The organism is Planktothrix pseudagardhii, from assembly GCF_904830925.1.
GTDB lineage: Bacteria > Cyanobacteriota > Cyanobacteriia > Cyanobacteriales > Microcoleaceae > Planktothrix > Planktothrix tepida.
The window spans coordinates 3,210,809-3,225,371 of the sequence record NZ_LR882967.1 but is presented as its reverse complement, the minus strand read 5'-3'; the positions used below and the strand labels follow the sequence as shown (position 1 = coordinate 3,225,371).

At 38.3% G+C, this 14,563-nt stretch carries 16 protein-coding genes; 8 read left to right on the top strand and 8 right to left on the bottom strand.

What is annotated here, in order from left to right; genetic code table 11:
- Window positions 1–42 precede the first annotated feature (42 nt).
- Window positions 43–660, bottom strand: a complete 618-nt coding sequence (locus tag NMK36_RS13715) for a TVP38/TMEM64 family protein (protein ID WP_072720583.1) — start codon at window positions 658–660, stop codon at window positions 43–45.
- A gap of 91 nt (window positions 661–751) precedes the next feature.
- Window positions 752–1,738, bottom strand: coding sequence for an arsenosugar biosynthesis radical SAM (seleno)protein ArsS (gene arsS / locus NMK36_RS13710; protein WP_072720582.1), 987 nt, complete (start codon window positions 1,736–1,738; stop codon window positions 752–754).
- 267 nt (window positions 1,739–2,005) lie between these two features.
- Between arsS and NMK36_RS13705 the strand changes: the two genes are divergently transcribed.
- On the top strand, window positions 2,006–3,307 hold the full coding sequence (locus NMK36_RS13705; RefSeq protein WP_254173968.1) for an ion transporter: 1,302 nt from the start codon (window positions 2,006–2,008) through the stop codon (window positions 3,305–3,307).
- A 20-nt stretch (window positions 3,308–3,327) separates the two neighbouring features.
- Here NMK36_RS13705 and NMK36_RS13700 read toward each other — a convergent pair whose 3' ends face one another.
- Window positions 3,328–3,615 carry a hypothetical protein gene (locus tag NMK36_RS13700; protein WP_139295122.1) on the bottom strand — a complete coding sequence of 96 codons (288 nt, stop codon included), beginning with the start codon at window positions 3,613–3,615 and terminating at the stop codon, window positions 3,328–3,330.
- A 96-nt stretch (window positions 3,616–3,711) separates the two neighbouring features.
- On the opposite strand from NMK36_RS13700, the gene dusB reads away from it, so the two are divergent.
- The 4 genes from dusB to NMK36_RS13680 all read left to right on the top strand — a co-directional run bounded on the left by dusB (window position 3,712) and on the right by NMK36_RS13680 (window position 6,610).
- Window positions 3,712–4,737: a tRNA dihydrouridine synthase DusB gene (dusB, locus tag NMK36_RS13695; RefSeq protein ID WP_254173967.1), complete on the top strand. Its 1,026-nt coding sequence runs from the start codon at window positions 3,712–3,714 to the stop codon at window positions 4,735–4,737.
- A gap of 166 nt (window positions 4,738–4,903) precedes the next feature.
- Window positions 4,904–5,827 (top strand): ornithine carbamoyltransferase, encoded by a 924-nt coding sequence (gene argF / locus NMK36_RS13690; RefSeq protein WP_072720578.1) that lies wholly within the window; start codon window positions 4,904–4,906, stop codon window positions 5,825–5,827.
- A gap of 205 nt (window positions 5,828–6,032) precedes the next feature.
- The gene (locus tag NMK36_RS13685; RefSeq protein ID WP_072720577.1) at window positions 6,033–6,275 is read left to right on the top strand and encodes an AbrB/MazE/SpoVT family DNA-binding domain-containing protein; all 243 of its coding nucleotides are present in this window, start codon (window positions 6,033–6,035) and stop codon (window positions 6,273–6,275) included.
- Window positions 6,269–6,610, top strand: a complete 342-nt coding sequence (locus NMK36_RS13680; protein ID WP_254173966.1) for a type II toxin-antitoxin system PemK/MazF family toxin — start codon at window positions 6,269–6,271, stop codon at window positions 6,608–6,610. The genes NMK36_RS13685 and NMK36_RS13680 overlap by 7 nt, the downstream gene beginning before the upstream one ends.
- A 60-nt stretch (window positions 6,611–6,670) precedes the next feature.
- Here NMK36_RS13680 and NMK36_RS13675 read toward each other — a convergent pair whose 3' ends face one another.
- From NMK36_RS13675 to NMK36_RS13665, 3 genes are all read right to left on the bottom strand, one after another.
- Complete coding sequence (locus NMK36_RS13675; protein WP_254173965.1) at window positions 6,671–7,990, bottom strand: flotillin family protein; 1,320 nt, start codon at window positions 7,988–7,990, stop codon at window positions 6,671–6,673.
- A 52-nt stretch (window positions 7,991–8,042) separates the two neighbouring features.
- Window positions 8,043–9,371 carry a flotillin family protein gene (locus NMK36_RS13670; RefSeq protein WP_254173964.1) on the bottom strand — a complete coding sequence of 443 codons (1,329 nt, stop codon included), beginning with the start codon at window positions 9,369–9,371 and terminating at the stop codon, window positions 8,043–8,045.
- A gap of 88 nt (window positions 9,372–9,459) precedes the next feature.
- The gene (locus NMK36_RS13665) at window positions 9,460–10,065 is read right to left on the bottom strand and encodes an NfeD-like protein (protein ID WP_190522800.1); all 606 of its coding nucleotides are present in this window, start codon (window positions 10,063–10,065) and stop codon (window positions 9,460–9,462) included.
- A gap of 342 nt (window positions 10,066–10,407) precedes the next feature.
- Here NMK36_RS13665 and NMK36_RS13660 point away from each other — a divergent pair, with 342 nt between their 5' ends.
- The gene (locus tag NMK36_RS13660; RefSeq protein ID WP_072720572.1) at window positions 10,408–10,677 is read left to right on the top strand and encodes a hypothetical protein; all 270 of its coding nucleotides are present in this window, start codon (window positions 10,408–10,410) and stop codon (window positions 10,675–10,677) included.
- 257 nt (window positions 10,678–10,934) lie between these two features.
- On the opposite strand, the gene NMK36_RS13655 is transcribed toward NMK36_RS13660, so the two are convergent.
- Both NMK36_RS13655 and NMK36_RS13650 read right to left on the bottom strand, forming a co-directional pair.
- Window positions 10,935–11,864 (bottom strand): exopolyphosphatase, encoded by a 930-nt coding sequence (locus NMK36_RS13655; protein ID WP_254173963.1) that lies wholly within the window; start codon window positions 11,862–11,864, stop codon window positions 10,935–10,937.
- A 67-nt stretch (window positions 11,865–11,931) separates the two neighbouring features.
- Window positions 11,932–13,326, bottom strand: coding sequence for a DUF3370 domain-containing protein (locus tag NMK36_RS13650; RefSeq protein ID WP_254173962.1), 1,395 nt, complete (start codon window positions 13,324–13,326; stop codon window positions 11,932–11,934).
- A gap of 458 nt (window positions 13,327–13,784) precedes the next feature.
- On the opposite strand from NMK36_RS13650, the gene NMK36_RS13645 reads away from it, so the two are divergent.
- Window positions 13,785–14,150 carry a hypothetical protein gene (locus tag NMK36_RS13645; RefSeq protein ID WP_254173961.1) on the top strand — a complete coding sequence of 122 codons (366 nt, stop codon included), beginning with the start codon at window positions 13,785–13,787 and terminating at the stop codon, window positions 14,148–14,150.
- 72 nt (window positions 14,151–14,222) lie between these two features.
- Window positions 14,223–14,459: a CsbD family protein gene (locus NMK36_RS13640; RefSeq protein WP_367997184.1), complete on the top strand. Its 237-nt coding sequence runs from the start codon at window positions 14,223–14,225 to the stop codon at window positions 14,457–14,459.
- The last annotated feature ends 104 nt before the right edge of the window (window positions 14,460–14,563 follow it).

Sequence of the window (14,563 nt, the reverse complement as noted above, 5' to 3'; positions counted from 1 at the left end):
CGCCATGGCGCGTCTCTACCCGATATAAATTGTGTTTTCCATCTATTTGATTTTTTGATTGAGAGCATTTTGAGCAATTTTAGTGATATAAATCGTAACAATAACGGTAGCAATTAAACCAATTCCATATAATAACCATTCTATCGGAGTACGCGATCGCTCTCCCATACCTAACTGAGCTAAACTTCCCACTAACGATCCCACATAAACATATAAAATTGTACCAGGTAACATTCCAATCCAAGACGCTAAAAAGTAATCTTTTAAGGAAACATTGGTTAATCCAAAGGCATAATTGAGTAAATTAAACGGAAAAATAGGAGAAAGACGAGTTAACCCGACAATTTTCCATCCCTCTTCACCGACCGCTTGATCAATTGCTTTAAAGTTTTCATAATTTTCTAGCTTTTTAGCTACCCAATTTCGGGCAAAGTATCGCCCAATTAAAAAGGCAAAAGTAGCCCCAATGACCGAACCAATAGACACATAAATTGAACCCCAAATCACCCCAAAAATAACCCCAGCACCCAAGGTTAGAAGGGAACCGGGAATAAATAATATCGTAGCTAAATTATAGACAATAATAAAAGCAATCGGCCCCCAAAATCCTAAATGCTCAACCCAATCCAAAAGATGAGTTATTAACTGTTGAATACCCATTTTATTTCCCTTTTTTTAATATAATCATCACAATTAAAGCCTAATTATTAACAGCAAAAACTGATAACTGATAACTGATAACTGATAACTGTTAAATTAATGCCCCCCCACAACTAGAACCACACCCGGCGGTACACCCATAACAATAGGAAGCGGTTTTTACGGTTTCAATTAAATCTAAATTGTTAGCAGCTAATAAATCACTCACCATTAAAGGTTTTCCAGAAGTTGTGCGGGCGGGAATATTTTCCATTTGGTTAAAATCACAATCATAAATATAACCTTGATAATCAATGGATAACTGATTACGACACATTAAATGGGACACCGTTTCAGGGTTATAGTTATATTCTAAAAATTCTAAATAGGAATCTTCAAGTTTTTTCTGCTGTAAGTAAGATTTCGTGCGTCCGATGGGTAAATTAGTAATGGTTAGTAACTGATTAAAGTCAATATCAAACTGTTGTTTTAGATACTCTTTATAAGCTTGTTCTAGTTTAGACTGTTCCCCAGGAAGAGTAAACTTTTCGGCGGTAGGTAAAGCCGGATTATAAACTAAATCTAAGATTAATTCCGGTGTACGACCATATCCCAAACGGTTTAACCATTGTAGGGCTTGGATGGAATTTTGATAGACTCCCTTTCCTCGCATTTGATCAACATTATTTTCTAAATAGCAAGGTAAAGAAGCGACAATTCTTAATTGATGATTCGCACAATATTCAGGAATATCCTCATAACCGGGAACAAAATAAATCGTTAAATTTGATCGAACAATCACTTGCTTTCCGGTTGTGCGTGCGGCTTCAACTAAAAGTTTAAATCCATAATTCATTTCCGGTGCCCCTCCGGTTAAATCGACGGTTTGAATTTGGGGAAAGCAATGAATTAATTCAATTAATTGTAAACTAATATCTAGGTTCAATTCTTCACTCCGTTTTGGCCCTGCTTCTACATGACAATGGTTACAAGCGAGGTTACACCGTTTTCCTAAGTTAATTTGTAAAATTGTAATGGGTTGTTTAGTGAGGGGAAAACCCAGTTTTTGAGCAAACGGTGTCAGCGTTGTTTGAATCATGAGTTGAATCAGTGTTGAGTCTATAAATGAACATGAACTGATTTTAGCAGTAGATTCTCGATTTAGGTTTACCTTGACACATCCACAGATAAATTGACACCCACTTTCTTCACTCCAGAGGAAAGGAAGAGATGATAACGCCCAAAAATGGAATTAAATAATATACACTCTTATTTAAGACTTAATCCTTCCATTTGAATGCTATCTTTCTTCTCCCGAATACCGTCTTTTCACCCCGAATCAAGACTCCTGATTATCTGGGAAGCCTTGATTGTTTTAGTAACCCTCTATAACTGCTTTACTATTCCCTTTCGCATAGCGTTTAATGCCACAATTTATAAAAATTGGTTTCTTTTAGATAATTTAGCAGATTTAATTTTAATAATAGATATTTTTTTGCGGTTTCACATTAGTTATACTAAGGAGGGTGAACTGATTAAAGATAAAGCTGAAATTAGTATTCATTATCGAAAAACAGACTTTAAATCCAACTTAATTGCAAGTTTGCCCTTAGATATTTTCGTCTATTTATTTTTACCCCAGGCTTCTCTAATTTTAATGGGTTTATGCCGAATTCCGAGATTATTAAGATTTCCTCAATGTTTTTTGATTTTTAGAAAATGGGATAACAATGTTTATTTTAATTCGGGTGTTGTTCGGATGTTTGAACTATTCATTATTGTTTTTTTGATTGATCATTGGGTCGCTTGTTTATGGTTTTTTATTGGAAATTTAACGGGACAATCAGGAGAGTCTTGGCTTCAAGGTGATAATTTGCATTTAGAAAATACAACAACTCAATATTTATATTCCTTGTATTGGTCAATTACAACATTAACAACTGTAGGCTATGGGGATATTACTCCCCAAAACAATATTGAATTGATATTTACCTTTATGGTGATGTTCTTAGGAGTATCGCTGTATGCCTTTGTAATTGGAAATGTGGTGGCAGTGATTTCTAATTTAGATGCCAGTAAAAATCGATTTCGAGATAAATTGGGTCAAGTTCAAGCTTATATGTGGGAACGAAAAATTCCTCCTTCCTTACAAAAAAATATCTTAGATTATTATCAATATATGTGGGAATATAATCGAGATGTGACGCTGGATTTTTACTTTTTAGATGAACTTCCGCACTCGATTAAAACACGAGTCTATTGTTATCTTTATCAAGAACTATTAGAAAAAGTTCCCATCTTTCAAGACGCAGAACCCTGTTTTATTGAAGATTTAGTGATTAAATTAAAACCCCGAATTCTCCCACCCCATGACTATGTAATTCGAGAAGATCAAATGGGGCATGAAATGTATTTTGTGAAACGAGGACAATTGCAAGCCTTTTCTGAAAAAACGGGAAAAGTCTATAGTTTATTGGTAGCAGGTTCTTTTTTTGGTGAAATAGCTTTACTGTATGATAGTCGCCGGACTGCTTCAGTCAAAACCTTAACATACTGTGAGTTATTTGTTCTCTATAAAGAAGATTTTGATAAAGTCCTCAATAATTACCCTCAATTTTCCGAAAAAGTTAAAAAAATTGCAGACCAACGCCATCAAGTTCGAGAATAATTTTCTCATGTTTTGAGGGTTTATCGACGAATTTGTTGCTCTAATTGCGCTGGATTTGCCGTAATATTAAAGCGTTGCATTAAATACAACACCCCTGCCGCTACAAAGACACCAACCACTAAACCCACCACCGTTAAAAACCAAAAAGAACGTTGAATCGTTTTGAGGGTTTTGGGGTCATATTCCTGAACTTGGAAATCTTGAATTTCTTCGCTAAACTCATCCGATTCAACTTTAGGAAAATGTACATTGTTAGCATTGCCATTTTGTTGAAACGGTTCACGATTATTCGGGGGAAGGTTCATCATAAAATAAACGATGAGTTAAAGGGTTATATCCCAGAAAGGGTGGTTCTATTTTAATATAAAGAGAGTCTGACTTGCTACATTTGTTTCCCTTAAACCATGTCTGTTCTCTCACCTGAATTAAAACAACGTTTATCCACACCCTTAAAAATTGGCACGGTAGAAGTCAATAGTCGGGTGTTACAATCTCCCCTATCCGGTGTCACAGACTTGGTATTTCGGCGTTTAGTTCGTCGTTACGCCCCGGACTCGATGATGTATACCGAAATGGTGCACGCCAGCGAAGTTTGTCATGTTCGGGAACTCCCCAAAATGATGGAAGTTGACCCCAATGAACGCCCAATTAGTATTCAATTATTTGACTGTCGCCCCCATTTTTTAGCCGAAGCCGCGCAAAAAGCCGTTGAAGAAGGCGCTGATACCATTGATATTAATATGGGGTGTCCCGTCAATAAAATTACCAAAAATGGGGGCGGGTCTTCGTTGTTGCGTCAACCGGAAATTGCGGAAACCATTGTCCGGTCAGTGGTTGAGGCGGTGAATGTGCCTGTCACCGTAAAAACTCGGATAGGGTGGAGTGATGAAGAGATCACAATTTTAGATTTTGCCCGTAGAATGCAGGATGCGGGAGCAAAAATGATCACCATTCACGCTCGAACTCGTGCCCAAGGGTATAATGGTCAGGCAAAATGGGACTGGATTCGACAGGTTAAGGAACAGTTAAGCATTCCTGTTATTGCCAATGGCGATATTTTTTCAGTAGAAGCCGCAATTCAATGTTTACAAGAAACCGGCGCCGATGGGGTGATGTGTTCGCGAGGAACCCTAGGTTATCCGTTTTTAGTGGGAGAAATTGACTATTTTCTGAAAACAGGAATATTAAAAACCCCGCCTTCAGTAATTGAACGGTTGCAATGTGCAAAAGAACACTTGCAAGCACTCTCGGAGTATAAAGGACAACGGGGAATTTATCAATCTCGAAAACATTTAACCTGGTATGCGAAAGGGTTTCCTGGGGCACAGGAATTACGCAATCATTTGGCCCAAATTGAAACCGTTGCTCAAGGATGGGAATTATTAGATAATGCAATAAATCAGTTATCTCAGAACAGTTTTGTTGCCTAGAAAACTTTAAAATTATAAGAGAACAGGGAACAGCTTAACTAGGAACAGGGAAGAAAGTCGCAAACTTTGATGTCCTAATTGCCTTGAATACTGTTATAAAACAACCCTGGTTTTGTAGAGGTGAGGTATCCTTGCCCCTATTGGACATAATTCGTGAGGAATGATGATGGAAAGTTTAAAAGGACGAGATTTTTTAAGTTTAGCGGATGTTAGTATTGATGAACTTTATTTTTTATTAGATTTAGCGACAAAATTAAAATCCGGCATGGTTAAATTACGTCGCAATAAAGTTTTAGGATTAATGTTTTCTAAAGCTTCAACCCGAACCCGTGTAAGTTTTACCGTAGCCATGTATCAATTAGGGGGTCAAGTCATTGATTTAAACCCGAATGTTACCCAGGTAAGTCGAGGAGAACCCTTAGTGGATACGGCTAGGGTATTAGACCGATATTTAGATATTATGGCAATTCGTACCTTTGAACAAAAGGATTTAGAAACCTTTGCCAATTATGCTGAAATTCCTGTAATTAATGCTTTAACAGATCGAGAACATCCTTGTCAAGTGTTAGCGGATTTAATGACGGTTCAAGAATGTTTTGGAACCTTAGAAGGATTGACCTTAAGTTATTTTGGCGATGGGGCTAATAATATGGCTCATTCGTTATTATTAGGCTGTGCAATGGTAGGCATGAATGTGAGAATTGCTACCCCGGCTAACTATTTACCCGATGCTGATATTGTTGAACAAGCGAAAAGTATTGCTCAAGGAAAAACAGCAGTTATTGTTACCGATGACCCCATTGAAGCGGCAAAAGATGCGAATGTTGTTTATACTGATGTTTGGGCAAGTATGGGACAGGAAGAAGAAGCCAGAGCCCGAATTCCTCTGTTTCAACCTTATCAAGTGAATGCTAAATTAATGGAAAAAACCGCCGAAAATTCCATTGTTTTACATTGTTTACCCGCCCATCGAGATGAAGAAATTACGGATGAAGTAATTGAAGGTTCAAAATCAAAAGTTTGGGATGAAGCCGAAAACCGAATGCACGTTCAAAAAGCATTATTAGCGGTATTGTTAGGAGATGATTAACAGGTTTCTTCAAGCATTTCCTCACCCATTGTTATAACCCTAGGGGGGCGACACTCATAGACTTTTAATCTTAACCCTAGTCATGGGTTGTCACCCACCCTACACCTTCTCACAATTTAAGTATTATTAACTTAATCGTGTTTTTCTCAAATATTTGGTATAGTGTATACATAGTATTTACATAGATTAAAAAGGATTAATAATAATGGTAACTAATGTAGCGAAGTGGGGGAATAGTCTAGCGGTTCGCATCCCTCAAAATATTGCTCAAGCGATTCAAATTTCCGAAGGTTCACAAGTTACTTTTAGTGTAGAAAATGGAACGATTGTGATTAAACCCAGTAATCGTAAACGTTATTCTCTTGAAGAACTTGTGAGCCAAATCACTCCTGAAAATTGCCACACTGAAACAGACACAGGACTCGCCGTGGGGAATGAAGTTTGGTAAATCAATCCTATATTCCTGATAGGGGACATATTGTCAAATTAAATTTTAATCCTACTCAAGGACATGAACAAAAGGGCTTAAGACCCGCTTTCGTTATTTCACCTTACGAATATAATGTTAAGAACTCCTTAGCTTTATTTATGCCAATTACAGCACAGGTAAAAGGCTATCCTTTTGAAGTGAGTCTTCCTTCAGAGTTAACAACTTATGGCGTTATTTTGGTAGACCATATCAAAAGTTTGGATTATAAAGTTCGTTTAATTCAGTTTATTGAAATAGTACCCGAAGATGTAATTCAAGAAGTTCAGGCAAAAATAGAGGTACTCATCTTCTAAGATTTTTTGATATTAAAGGAGTAATATTAATTATTACTCCTTACACCCTATTTTAAGAACTTAACTGTCAGAATTAGAGGGTTCTAGGGAATGATTCGAGGCAGATTTTAAAGGTTTAGAAACAACCGGAGTAATAACTTGAGGTTGAACACGATTTTGACTGAGAGTTTCAATGGTTTCTGCCACATCAATTCCCGTTGTTTGTTTTAATTCTGCTAAAAATGCGGCTAATTTTGTGGCACTTCCTCCCTGGGTACTATTGACAACGGTAACATTATCCACTTGTACTTCAGGAACCGTTGCTACCATTGTTTTTAATAACACTTCTAATTTTTGATAGAGGAAAATCTCTCTCGCATTTGAACCCGCTAATTTCCAAGATTCTGCTAATCGTTTAGCCGCTTCCGCTTGGGCTTTTCCTGCTTCTAATATTTGAGACGCATTACCTTTCGCTTCCGCCATTGCCCGTTTACATTGGGCTTCTGCGGGTGCAACAACATCCGCTTGTAACTGTTGTTCAACTTGCTTAAGTCGAGCTTGTTGAACTAACACTTCCGCTTGGGTTTTTGCCACTTGGGAAGCCGTTTCTGATTCCGATTCTGCAATGACCGCTTGTCGTTTTGTAATCGCATCTTTCACCCGACGTTCGGCTTCAGCTTTGGCAACTTCAATATCCGTTTCTAACTTTTTCAACGAAGTATTTTTCTGGTTTTCTGCGGTTTGAATAATAGATTCTGCATGGGCTTTGGCTTCGGCGATTCGAGCATCTCGGAATAAATCTGCCCGTTGTTTTCGGCCAATAGAATCTAAATATCCGACATCATCAGAAATATTTTGAATTTGCAGCGTATCTAACACTAATCCTAACTTCTCTAAATCATCTTCTGCTTCTTCTAATAAACTTTTCGCAAAAGCTAATTTATCCCCATTCACCTGTTCTGGCGTTAAACTCGCTAACACCCCCCGCAAATTTCCTTCTAAGGTTTCTTTGGCTAATTGTTCAATTTCCTTGCGACTTTTGCCTAATAACCGTTCAATTGCATTATGAATTGTCGGTTCTTCCCCGGCAATTTTAATATTAGCAACCCCTTCAACGGTTAACGGAATCCCCCCTTTAGAATAGGCATTCGACACTTTTAACTCAATAATCATATTGGTTAAATCCATACGAAAAGCGTGTTCTAATAAGGGAATTCTAATGCTACTCCCGCCTTTAACTAAACGATAGCCAACATCTTGTCCCCCTTCAACGGGACGACGACTTCCGGCAAAAATTAACACTTCACTGGGTTGACAAATATAATAAAGGTTACGAATCACTAAAAATCCCGCCCCAGTTCCTAATCCTAAAACTCCTAATAAAGCAATGATAATTTCCATCTGTAAAATCTCCTAAAGTGTAATTGGGAGGGTTAAAGCCCAACAATAAAGTTTACTTTCCGGCTAATTTAACCCCTAAAGTGTGTTCAACCGTCTCTAAAAATTGTCGGAAAATTTCAGGATAGGCATTGACAACTCCGGCAATAGATTTACCATCCCCACTATCAATGACATTAATATTTTGTAAGTGAACTCGGTTAGGAACTTTGGCTGCTTCAGTGAGGATCATTTCAATTTGTTGTAAATTAAATAATTGTGAAGCATCTGTCCCGGTTTCCTGCCAAACTTGATTTAATAAATCTGTTACCGTTGCCGCAGCTAAGGCATTTTCTGTTAAAGATGCCGCTTCTCCTCTTGCTCTTAATTCCTGGGCTTGGCGTTGAGCTTCCGCAGGTAAAACTTCATCCGATTCTAACCGTAACCGTTCTAATTCTGCTCTTACGGTTTGTAATAATTGTTCAGCTTTTGCTCTAGCTTCTTTAGCGGCGGCGATGGTTCTTTCTTCTTCTGAACGCGCTTGTTGTTCTAATTCCGCTTTAATTTTTCGCAGTTCATTATCTTTCTGTAAAACAACAGTTTGCGCCTGGGTTTTAGCCACTTCTGCTTGTCGCCGACAGTCGGCTTCCGTTTGTTCAGCTTCTGCTAAGGCATTTGATTCCGCAATTTCCGCATCTCGAACAATTAAGGCAATTTGACGGCGACCAATAGAATTCAAATAATCCACATCATCAGACACACTTTGAATTTTTAAGGTGTCTAATTGTAAGCCTAATTTTGATAAATCCCGTGAAACATCTTCAGCAATGCGTTCTGCAAATTGTAACCGATCTTCGTTTAATTGTTCTGGGGTTAAGGTTCCCACAACACCGCGTAAATTTCCTTCTAAGGTTTCTTTAGCAACCCGTGAAATTTCTGAACGATCTCGCTCCAAAAACCGTTCAATGGCATTCCCCACAATAGCACGATCATTCGAGATTTTAACATTTGCGATCGCTTGAATATTTAAAGGGGTTCCTCCTTTAGAATAAGCATTTTTCACTTCCACACGCACTGGCATTGTCCGTAAATCCATTGTCTGAACGGTTTCTAAAATGGGAATACAAAGGGTGCGTCCGCCAAAAATAACTCGATATCCGACTTCCTGGCCGTCTTTATTGCGACGTTTGCGACCGGATAAAATTAAAATTTCATTGGGTTTACAAATTTGCAGAAAGGTATTCAAAAACCAAATAAAAATTATAACACCAAAAATTGATAAAGCAATCGGTAAAGCGGTTCCAAGACTGGTAGAAGAGGTATCCGGTGAATTATCAGGAGTGGGGGCTTGGACAACTTCTGTAATCCTTGATGAATTCTGAATTTTGAGGATGGAATTTGGCATGATCTTCCCTCTTATTATAAAATTAATCTGAGTCAGATTTAGGATCTCTAACTTTTTTTACAGTTTCCTGAATCTTAATCCTTAATCTTTAATTTGAGTTTAAGAATTTTTCAGGAATTACTAAGACTTTATCATGATGTCTTCCTACAACAAAAACTTTATCTCCTTTTTCAAACTGATGATCCTCCTCGGTGATGGCAACCACATCAACCATTGATTCTTTTAAATATAATCGCACTTTTCCTTTACAGTTGTGATCAAAGGGAATTTCAACCGTTGCCCATAATCCAACTAAATCTTCTGATAAAATTAAACTATTGGCTTGTTGTTGGTGAAGTCGCCTTAAAATTCCAACTATTACCGTTCCAAAGCTTACCCCAACCCCTAGAGAAATGGCAAAAATTAAGCTAGGGGAAAGCAAAAGATTAAGTTTTGTTAAAAGAAATCCGGTTAAGCCAAAAAAACAGCCCCCAAACGTCCAAAATCTTAAACTGAAAATGGGTAATCGGAAACCCGGTTGACGGTTTTTCGGGTGTTTTTGCGGGGTGAGGGCTTCTGCATCCTTTGGCGGTTTAGACAGTTCTACATCTATCTCAAAATGGGGATCAAAATCCACACCATCGAGTCCAGCAAAGGCAGATAAAATCACAAAACCCCCACCAATCGTAAGACAGAATAGATACAGTGTCAGCATTATGGGGTTTCTCAGTCCAGAAGAACCATTGAATTACTTCTATTGTCGCAAATCTTTGAACCTATGTAACTGCTTTTGTTAAGAAAGTTTGCGTTTTAATTCTGATAAATTTACAGGTTTTGGTTGAAATTGACTGTTCAATGAATCAAAGTTTTAGTATAATTACTTAATAAATTAACCCTCTCCTATTTTTACCTCTGTACACTGACGGATTAATGGAGGAGCAGCGACGGTTAATTTATGACCGGGACAAACCTGTATTTTTCCTTAGAAAACAGTAAATTCCGCCCTGTTTTCTCTCCATTCCCTATTGAGATGGAGCCTTTAGCGGTTTGTTAACTCATGAACAATGATTTTATCAACGAATACCAAAAACAGTTGGTGAATTGGCAAAAACAACTGTTTGATACTTGGCTGGAAAACCTCAAAACAGCACCCAAGACCTTGAATGCTCAAGAAGCCTATGAAAAAACCTTAAGTTACCAAGAAGAACTGGTACAAACAGGCTTCAAAGTTCAAGAAGTTACGAATCAAGCGGTAATGGAATCTCAAAAACAATTTTGGGATAATTATTTTGAATTTATGAAAAAAACCGCTACTCCGGCGGTGTAATATTTCGTCTAATCACCTTTTAGCAAGCCTCCCAGGCTTGTTTCCTGTTGCTTAGTCAATTTTTTATGATCTCACCCCCTAGCCTTCTTCCCGGCAAGAAAAAGGGGGTGATTAGTCCTGTGAAATTGAGGGCAAATTTAATATTCATAATTCTTCTCCCCTTTCCCTATAGGAGAAGCTTGGGGAGAAGTTGTACAAGTAGGTGAGGAAAAATGAAACACCACTGGGAATTAGGGAAGAAGTCAAAACAAACCTATTTAACCGTCTTGATTAATTTGAGTAATTAATTCTTGTAAAATTTGAGAAGCTTGCTCATTTTCGACTTGACAAGTTCCCGCATTTTCATGACCGCCTCCAGCATATTTTAACATTAACTCTCCAATATTGGTTTTAGAGGTTTTATTAAAAATTGATTTACCCACCGCAAACACAGTATTTTGTTTTTTAAGACCCCATAAAACATGAATTGAAATATTACATTCGGGAAATAAAGCATAAATCATAAACCGATTTCCGGCATAAATCACCTCTTCAGACCGTAAATCTAAAACAACTAAGTTTTGATGCACCGTAGAACAGCGTTTAATTTGATCCTTAAAATTTTCCTCATGTTCAAAATAAATTTCAATCCGTTCTTTTACATCTGGCAGTTGTAAAATATCAGAAATCGGATGATTTTTACAATAATCAATTAACTCCATCATCAGTTGATAATTAGGAATGCGAAAATCCCGAAACCGTCCTAACCCTGTCCGAGCATCCATGAGGAAATTTAATAAAACCCAACCTTCAGGATTTAAGACTTCTTCTTGATTAAATTGGGCAGAATCTCCTTTATCCACCGCCTCCATCATTTGCTCAGAAATAGTCGGAAATTTAGCTTTTCCCCCATAATAATTGTATAAAACCCTAGCCGCAGAAGGGGCCTTCGGATCAATAATATAATTACTATTAACCGACGGGTTGCGAAGGGTTTCACTTAAATGATGATCAAACGCTAAATGCACCCCTTCAACATAAGGTAAATTTGTAGTAATATCCTGATTGGTAATTTCTATTTTGCCATCCTGCATATCTTTAGGATGCACAAATTTAATTTCATCAATGATATCTAAGTCTTTTAAAAGAACCGCACAGACTAAACCATCGAAATCACTGCGGGTAACAAGTCTATATTTTTCAGTCATTGTTTTTTCCTTGAGATTGAAAATTCAAGATCCTATTATAGTGCTTAATTTTAAAGCTAAATAAGCCTTAATTTACACCGGACTCCCAGGTTTTTACCGTTAAGACTTGGGGAGGTGTAGCGTCGGGGGGATAAATAAACTCCACTCCCACAGAACGAGATCCTCCGGGGGGTAATGTTAACGTAATTAATGATTCCCCTTGCTGTCCTTGACGTTGAACTAAGTGAAAATAACGCTGTTGAGTTTGTCCAAAATCATCGCTGTATGTAAACCGAACTGTTCCTCGGAAAAACACCTGTCCTTGAGGAGGTTCAATAAAGGTTAATCGATTAGAAGCCACATTTTGTTTAAAGGGGGTTTGAATCGATAAACTCACCCGTTGAGATTGGCGGGTAGGGTTATATAACGGTAAGGTCAGGCGATATTGTACGCCATAATTTCCATTGGCACGAGTCGCCGTATCGGGATAACGGGCTAACAACGGCGCACTCTGAATTTGCTGAGTCCCCAAAGTAGCCGTTGAAACCGTACTCAAAGGATAGGAAAAAGCATACCCTGGATAGGGAATCGTTAAAACATTCATCCCCGGACGGTCTACCACTGTCCCCGTCCATTCGGAACCCACCGATACCCCAGCCACACGACCATAGACTTTTTCTCCCTGATAGGCATTTTCCCCTAAAGTCGGGATGATATCTCTAGGTTCTGCCAGTCTGCCCGTATTTAAGAAATTTAGCCATTGGCTTAATATCGGCATTTGGGGAGAAAAAGAAGAAATGGAAAAACCCGGAATATTCGGAAAAGTTGGAGAACTCCCAGGAGTCGAAAACCGAACTAAATTCGCCAGATGCACCGGGCCATTGCTTTGTAACCGCAGGAAGGTTGAACGGGCACTGGCCGTTGGAATCGGTAAACTAAACAACATCTGGGTTTGTTGCGGCGGAATCATGATTTGTTCAGGAAAGGTGCGTTGATGGCGTCCTCGTAAAATATCCCCCGCCAACCGTGACCCCGGCCCAGAAAACACCCGACCTTGAGGGTCTTCCACCATTGGCGGCAATTCCACAAATGGCGCATCCGGTGACGTGACATAACTAATTCCTTGCAAAATATTTAAAGTAACCGGTTGAGAACTGGGATTATAAATTAATACCCCTTGATATAAGGTTTGTTGTTTATTAATCGGACGAGCAATATGATGGGAAAAAAAGTCAAACTGTCCGCTTATGGGAATATTAAGATGGGCATTGGGGAATTTTTTCGCCGTTTGTGGAAAAGTCGATAATAATATTCCTTCTCCTGTGACCACTTCAGGACTATTACTATTAAAAACCGGAATTTCATTCAACTGTCCGGGTAAGGGCCGAATTTCCTGCATTTGGGTAATATATCGTTTCCCAGAGGTTGGGGGTGGAATCGTAATCACTTCAGCCAAATAAAACGCAGGAACAAAAGGAAACATAAACAACTATTTACTCTCTGATATCGCAAGTTTAACTCTGTTGTTAAGATGGCTTTTTCGGGAACATTTGTCAACCCTTCGTAGTAAGCCCTTCAGGGCTTAGGGGATTCATAGGTAAACCCCTAGCTACAAAGTCAACTTACACCCTAAAATAAATTTCAGGTCAAAAGCTAAAGTTATCTCAAGATAACTCAAAAATTAATTCTATTAAATAGCAAAAGATGCCCCACAATTCTTAAAAGGTTTGTTAACGGAATCACCTGCTGCTGTGGCATTAGTTGAAAAATGCAAGGAATTATTACCTACCATTGTAGGTTTCTTTGGGTTGTAGACATAAATCTTTGATTAACATTAAATTTATTGGAATTTCAGCAAGGATGTAATATCCTAAAATTTGTCAAAAGCCATCTATCTCAGGAAATAAACGAATTCCTGCCATCGTTTAATATACAACGACCATGAAAGTTCAGACTTCTGTTTTTGCAGCACTCCTGTCTTTGAGCGTTCTGGCTACTGCCAATGTTGCTAAAGCAGACACCGTAAAAGCTCGCTGTGATGTTTATCCCAAAGGAGAAGATAAAGCCTCATCTTCTGGTCTATGTACCTTTTCTCAGCGTCAAGGCGCCGTTGGCATTCAACTCCAGAATGGCAAACGCTACGACCTGCGCCCGGTAGGAGATGAACCGGGTAACTATGTAGACCAAAATGGTAAAGCCGCTTATCGTCAAGCTGGTTTGGACGATAAAGGGCAAATTTATCGGTTAGCGAATGAATCAATTTATATCTATTGGGATACGGCTCCCTACTCAAATTCAAATCGCTAACCTACTATTTTGAACAAGTTTCTGTTTAAATTTTGACAAATCACTTTAGTATCCTTTAAGGAGGAAAAAGCTATGAGTATAGAAGATAAAATCAAAGCGGCGGCTACCGATGTCGAAGGTAAATTAAAAGCTGCGGCGGGTGAGTTGACTGGTGATAACCAACTGAAAGCAGAAGGGGAAGCAAAGCAAGCTCAAGCATCAGTGATGAATGCAGCGGCCGAACTCAAAGACAAAGCGAAAAACGTTGTTGATGACTTAAAAAATGTGGCAAACGATGTACTCGATAGCGTCAAAAAGAAATTGGATTAGTTAAGAAAATTAGATTATAAATTGATAATCCCCTATTGAGTGCATAGCTTAATGGGGGATTTTGGATCAGTTAATCAGATAGTAGAATAGAATTATCCCCAACC

What these genes read in the sequence shown, in the direction of transcription:
- NMK36_RS13685 (WP_072720577.1), top strand. Translation starts at nt 6,033, where the DNA reads ATGGTAACTAATGTAGCGAAGTGGGGGAATAGTCTAGCGGTTCGCATC.
- arsS (WP_072720582.1), bottom strand. Translation starts at nt 1,738, where the DNA reads ATGATTCAAACAACGCTGACACCGTTTGCTCAAAAACTGGGTTTTCCC.
- NMK36_RS13640 (WP_367997184.1), top strand. Translation starts at nt 14,223, where the DNA reads ATGAGTATAGAAGATAAAATCAAAGCGGCGGCTACCGATGTCGAAGGT.
- NMK36_RS13700 (WP_139295122.1), bottom strand. Translation starts at nt 3,615, where the DNA reads ATGATGAACCTTCCCCCGAATAATCGTGAACCGTTTCAACAAAATGGC.
- NMK36_RS13665 (WP_190522800.1), bottom strand. Translation starts at nt 10,065, where the DNA reads ATGCTGACACTGTATCTATTCTGTCTTACGATTGGTGGGGGTTTTGTG.
- NMK36_RS13670 (WP_254173964.1), bottom strand. Translation starts at nt 9,371, where the DNA reads ATGCCAAATTCCATCCTCAAAATTCAGAATTCATCAAGGATTACAGAA.
- NMK36_RS13645 (WP_254173961.1), top strand. Translation starts at nt 13,785, where the DNA reads ATGAAAGTTCAGACTTCTGTTTTTGCAGCACTCCTGTCTTTGAGCGTT.
- NMK36_RS13675 (WP_254173965.1), bottom strand. Translation starts at nt 7,990, where the DNA reads ATGGAAATTATCATTGCTTTATTAGGAGTTTTAGGATTAGGAACTGGG.
- NMK36_RS13715 (WP_072720583.1), bottom strand. Translation starts at nt 660, where the DNA reads ATGGGTATTCAACAGTTAATAACTCATCTTTTGGATTGGGTTGAGCAT.
- dusB (WP_254173967.1), top strand. Translation starts at nt 3,712, where the DNA reads ATGTCTGTTCTCTCACCTGAATTAAAACAACGTTTATCCACACCCTTA.
- NMK36_RS13650 (WP_254173962.1), bottom strand. Translation starts at nt 13,326, where the DNA reads ATGTTTCCTTTTGTTCCTGCGTTTTATTTGGCTGAAGTGATTACGATT.
- argF (WP_072720578.1), top strand. Translation starts at nt 4,904, where the DNA reads ATGGAAAGTTTAAAAGGACGAGATTTTTTAAGTTTAGCGGATGTTAGT.
- NMK36_RS13655 (WP_254173963.1), bottom strand. Translation starts at nt 11,864, where the DNA reads ATGACTGAAAAATATAGACTTGTTACCCGCAGTGATTTCGATGGTTTA.
- NMK36_RS13660 (WP_072720572.1), top strand. Translation starts at nt 10,408, where the DNA reads ATGAACAATGATTTTATCAACGAATACCAAAAACAGTTGGTGAATTGG.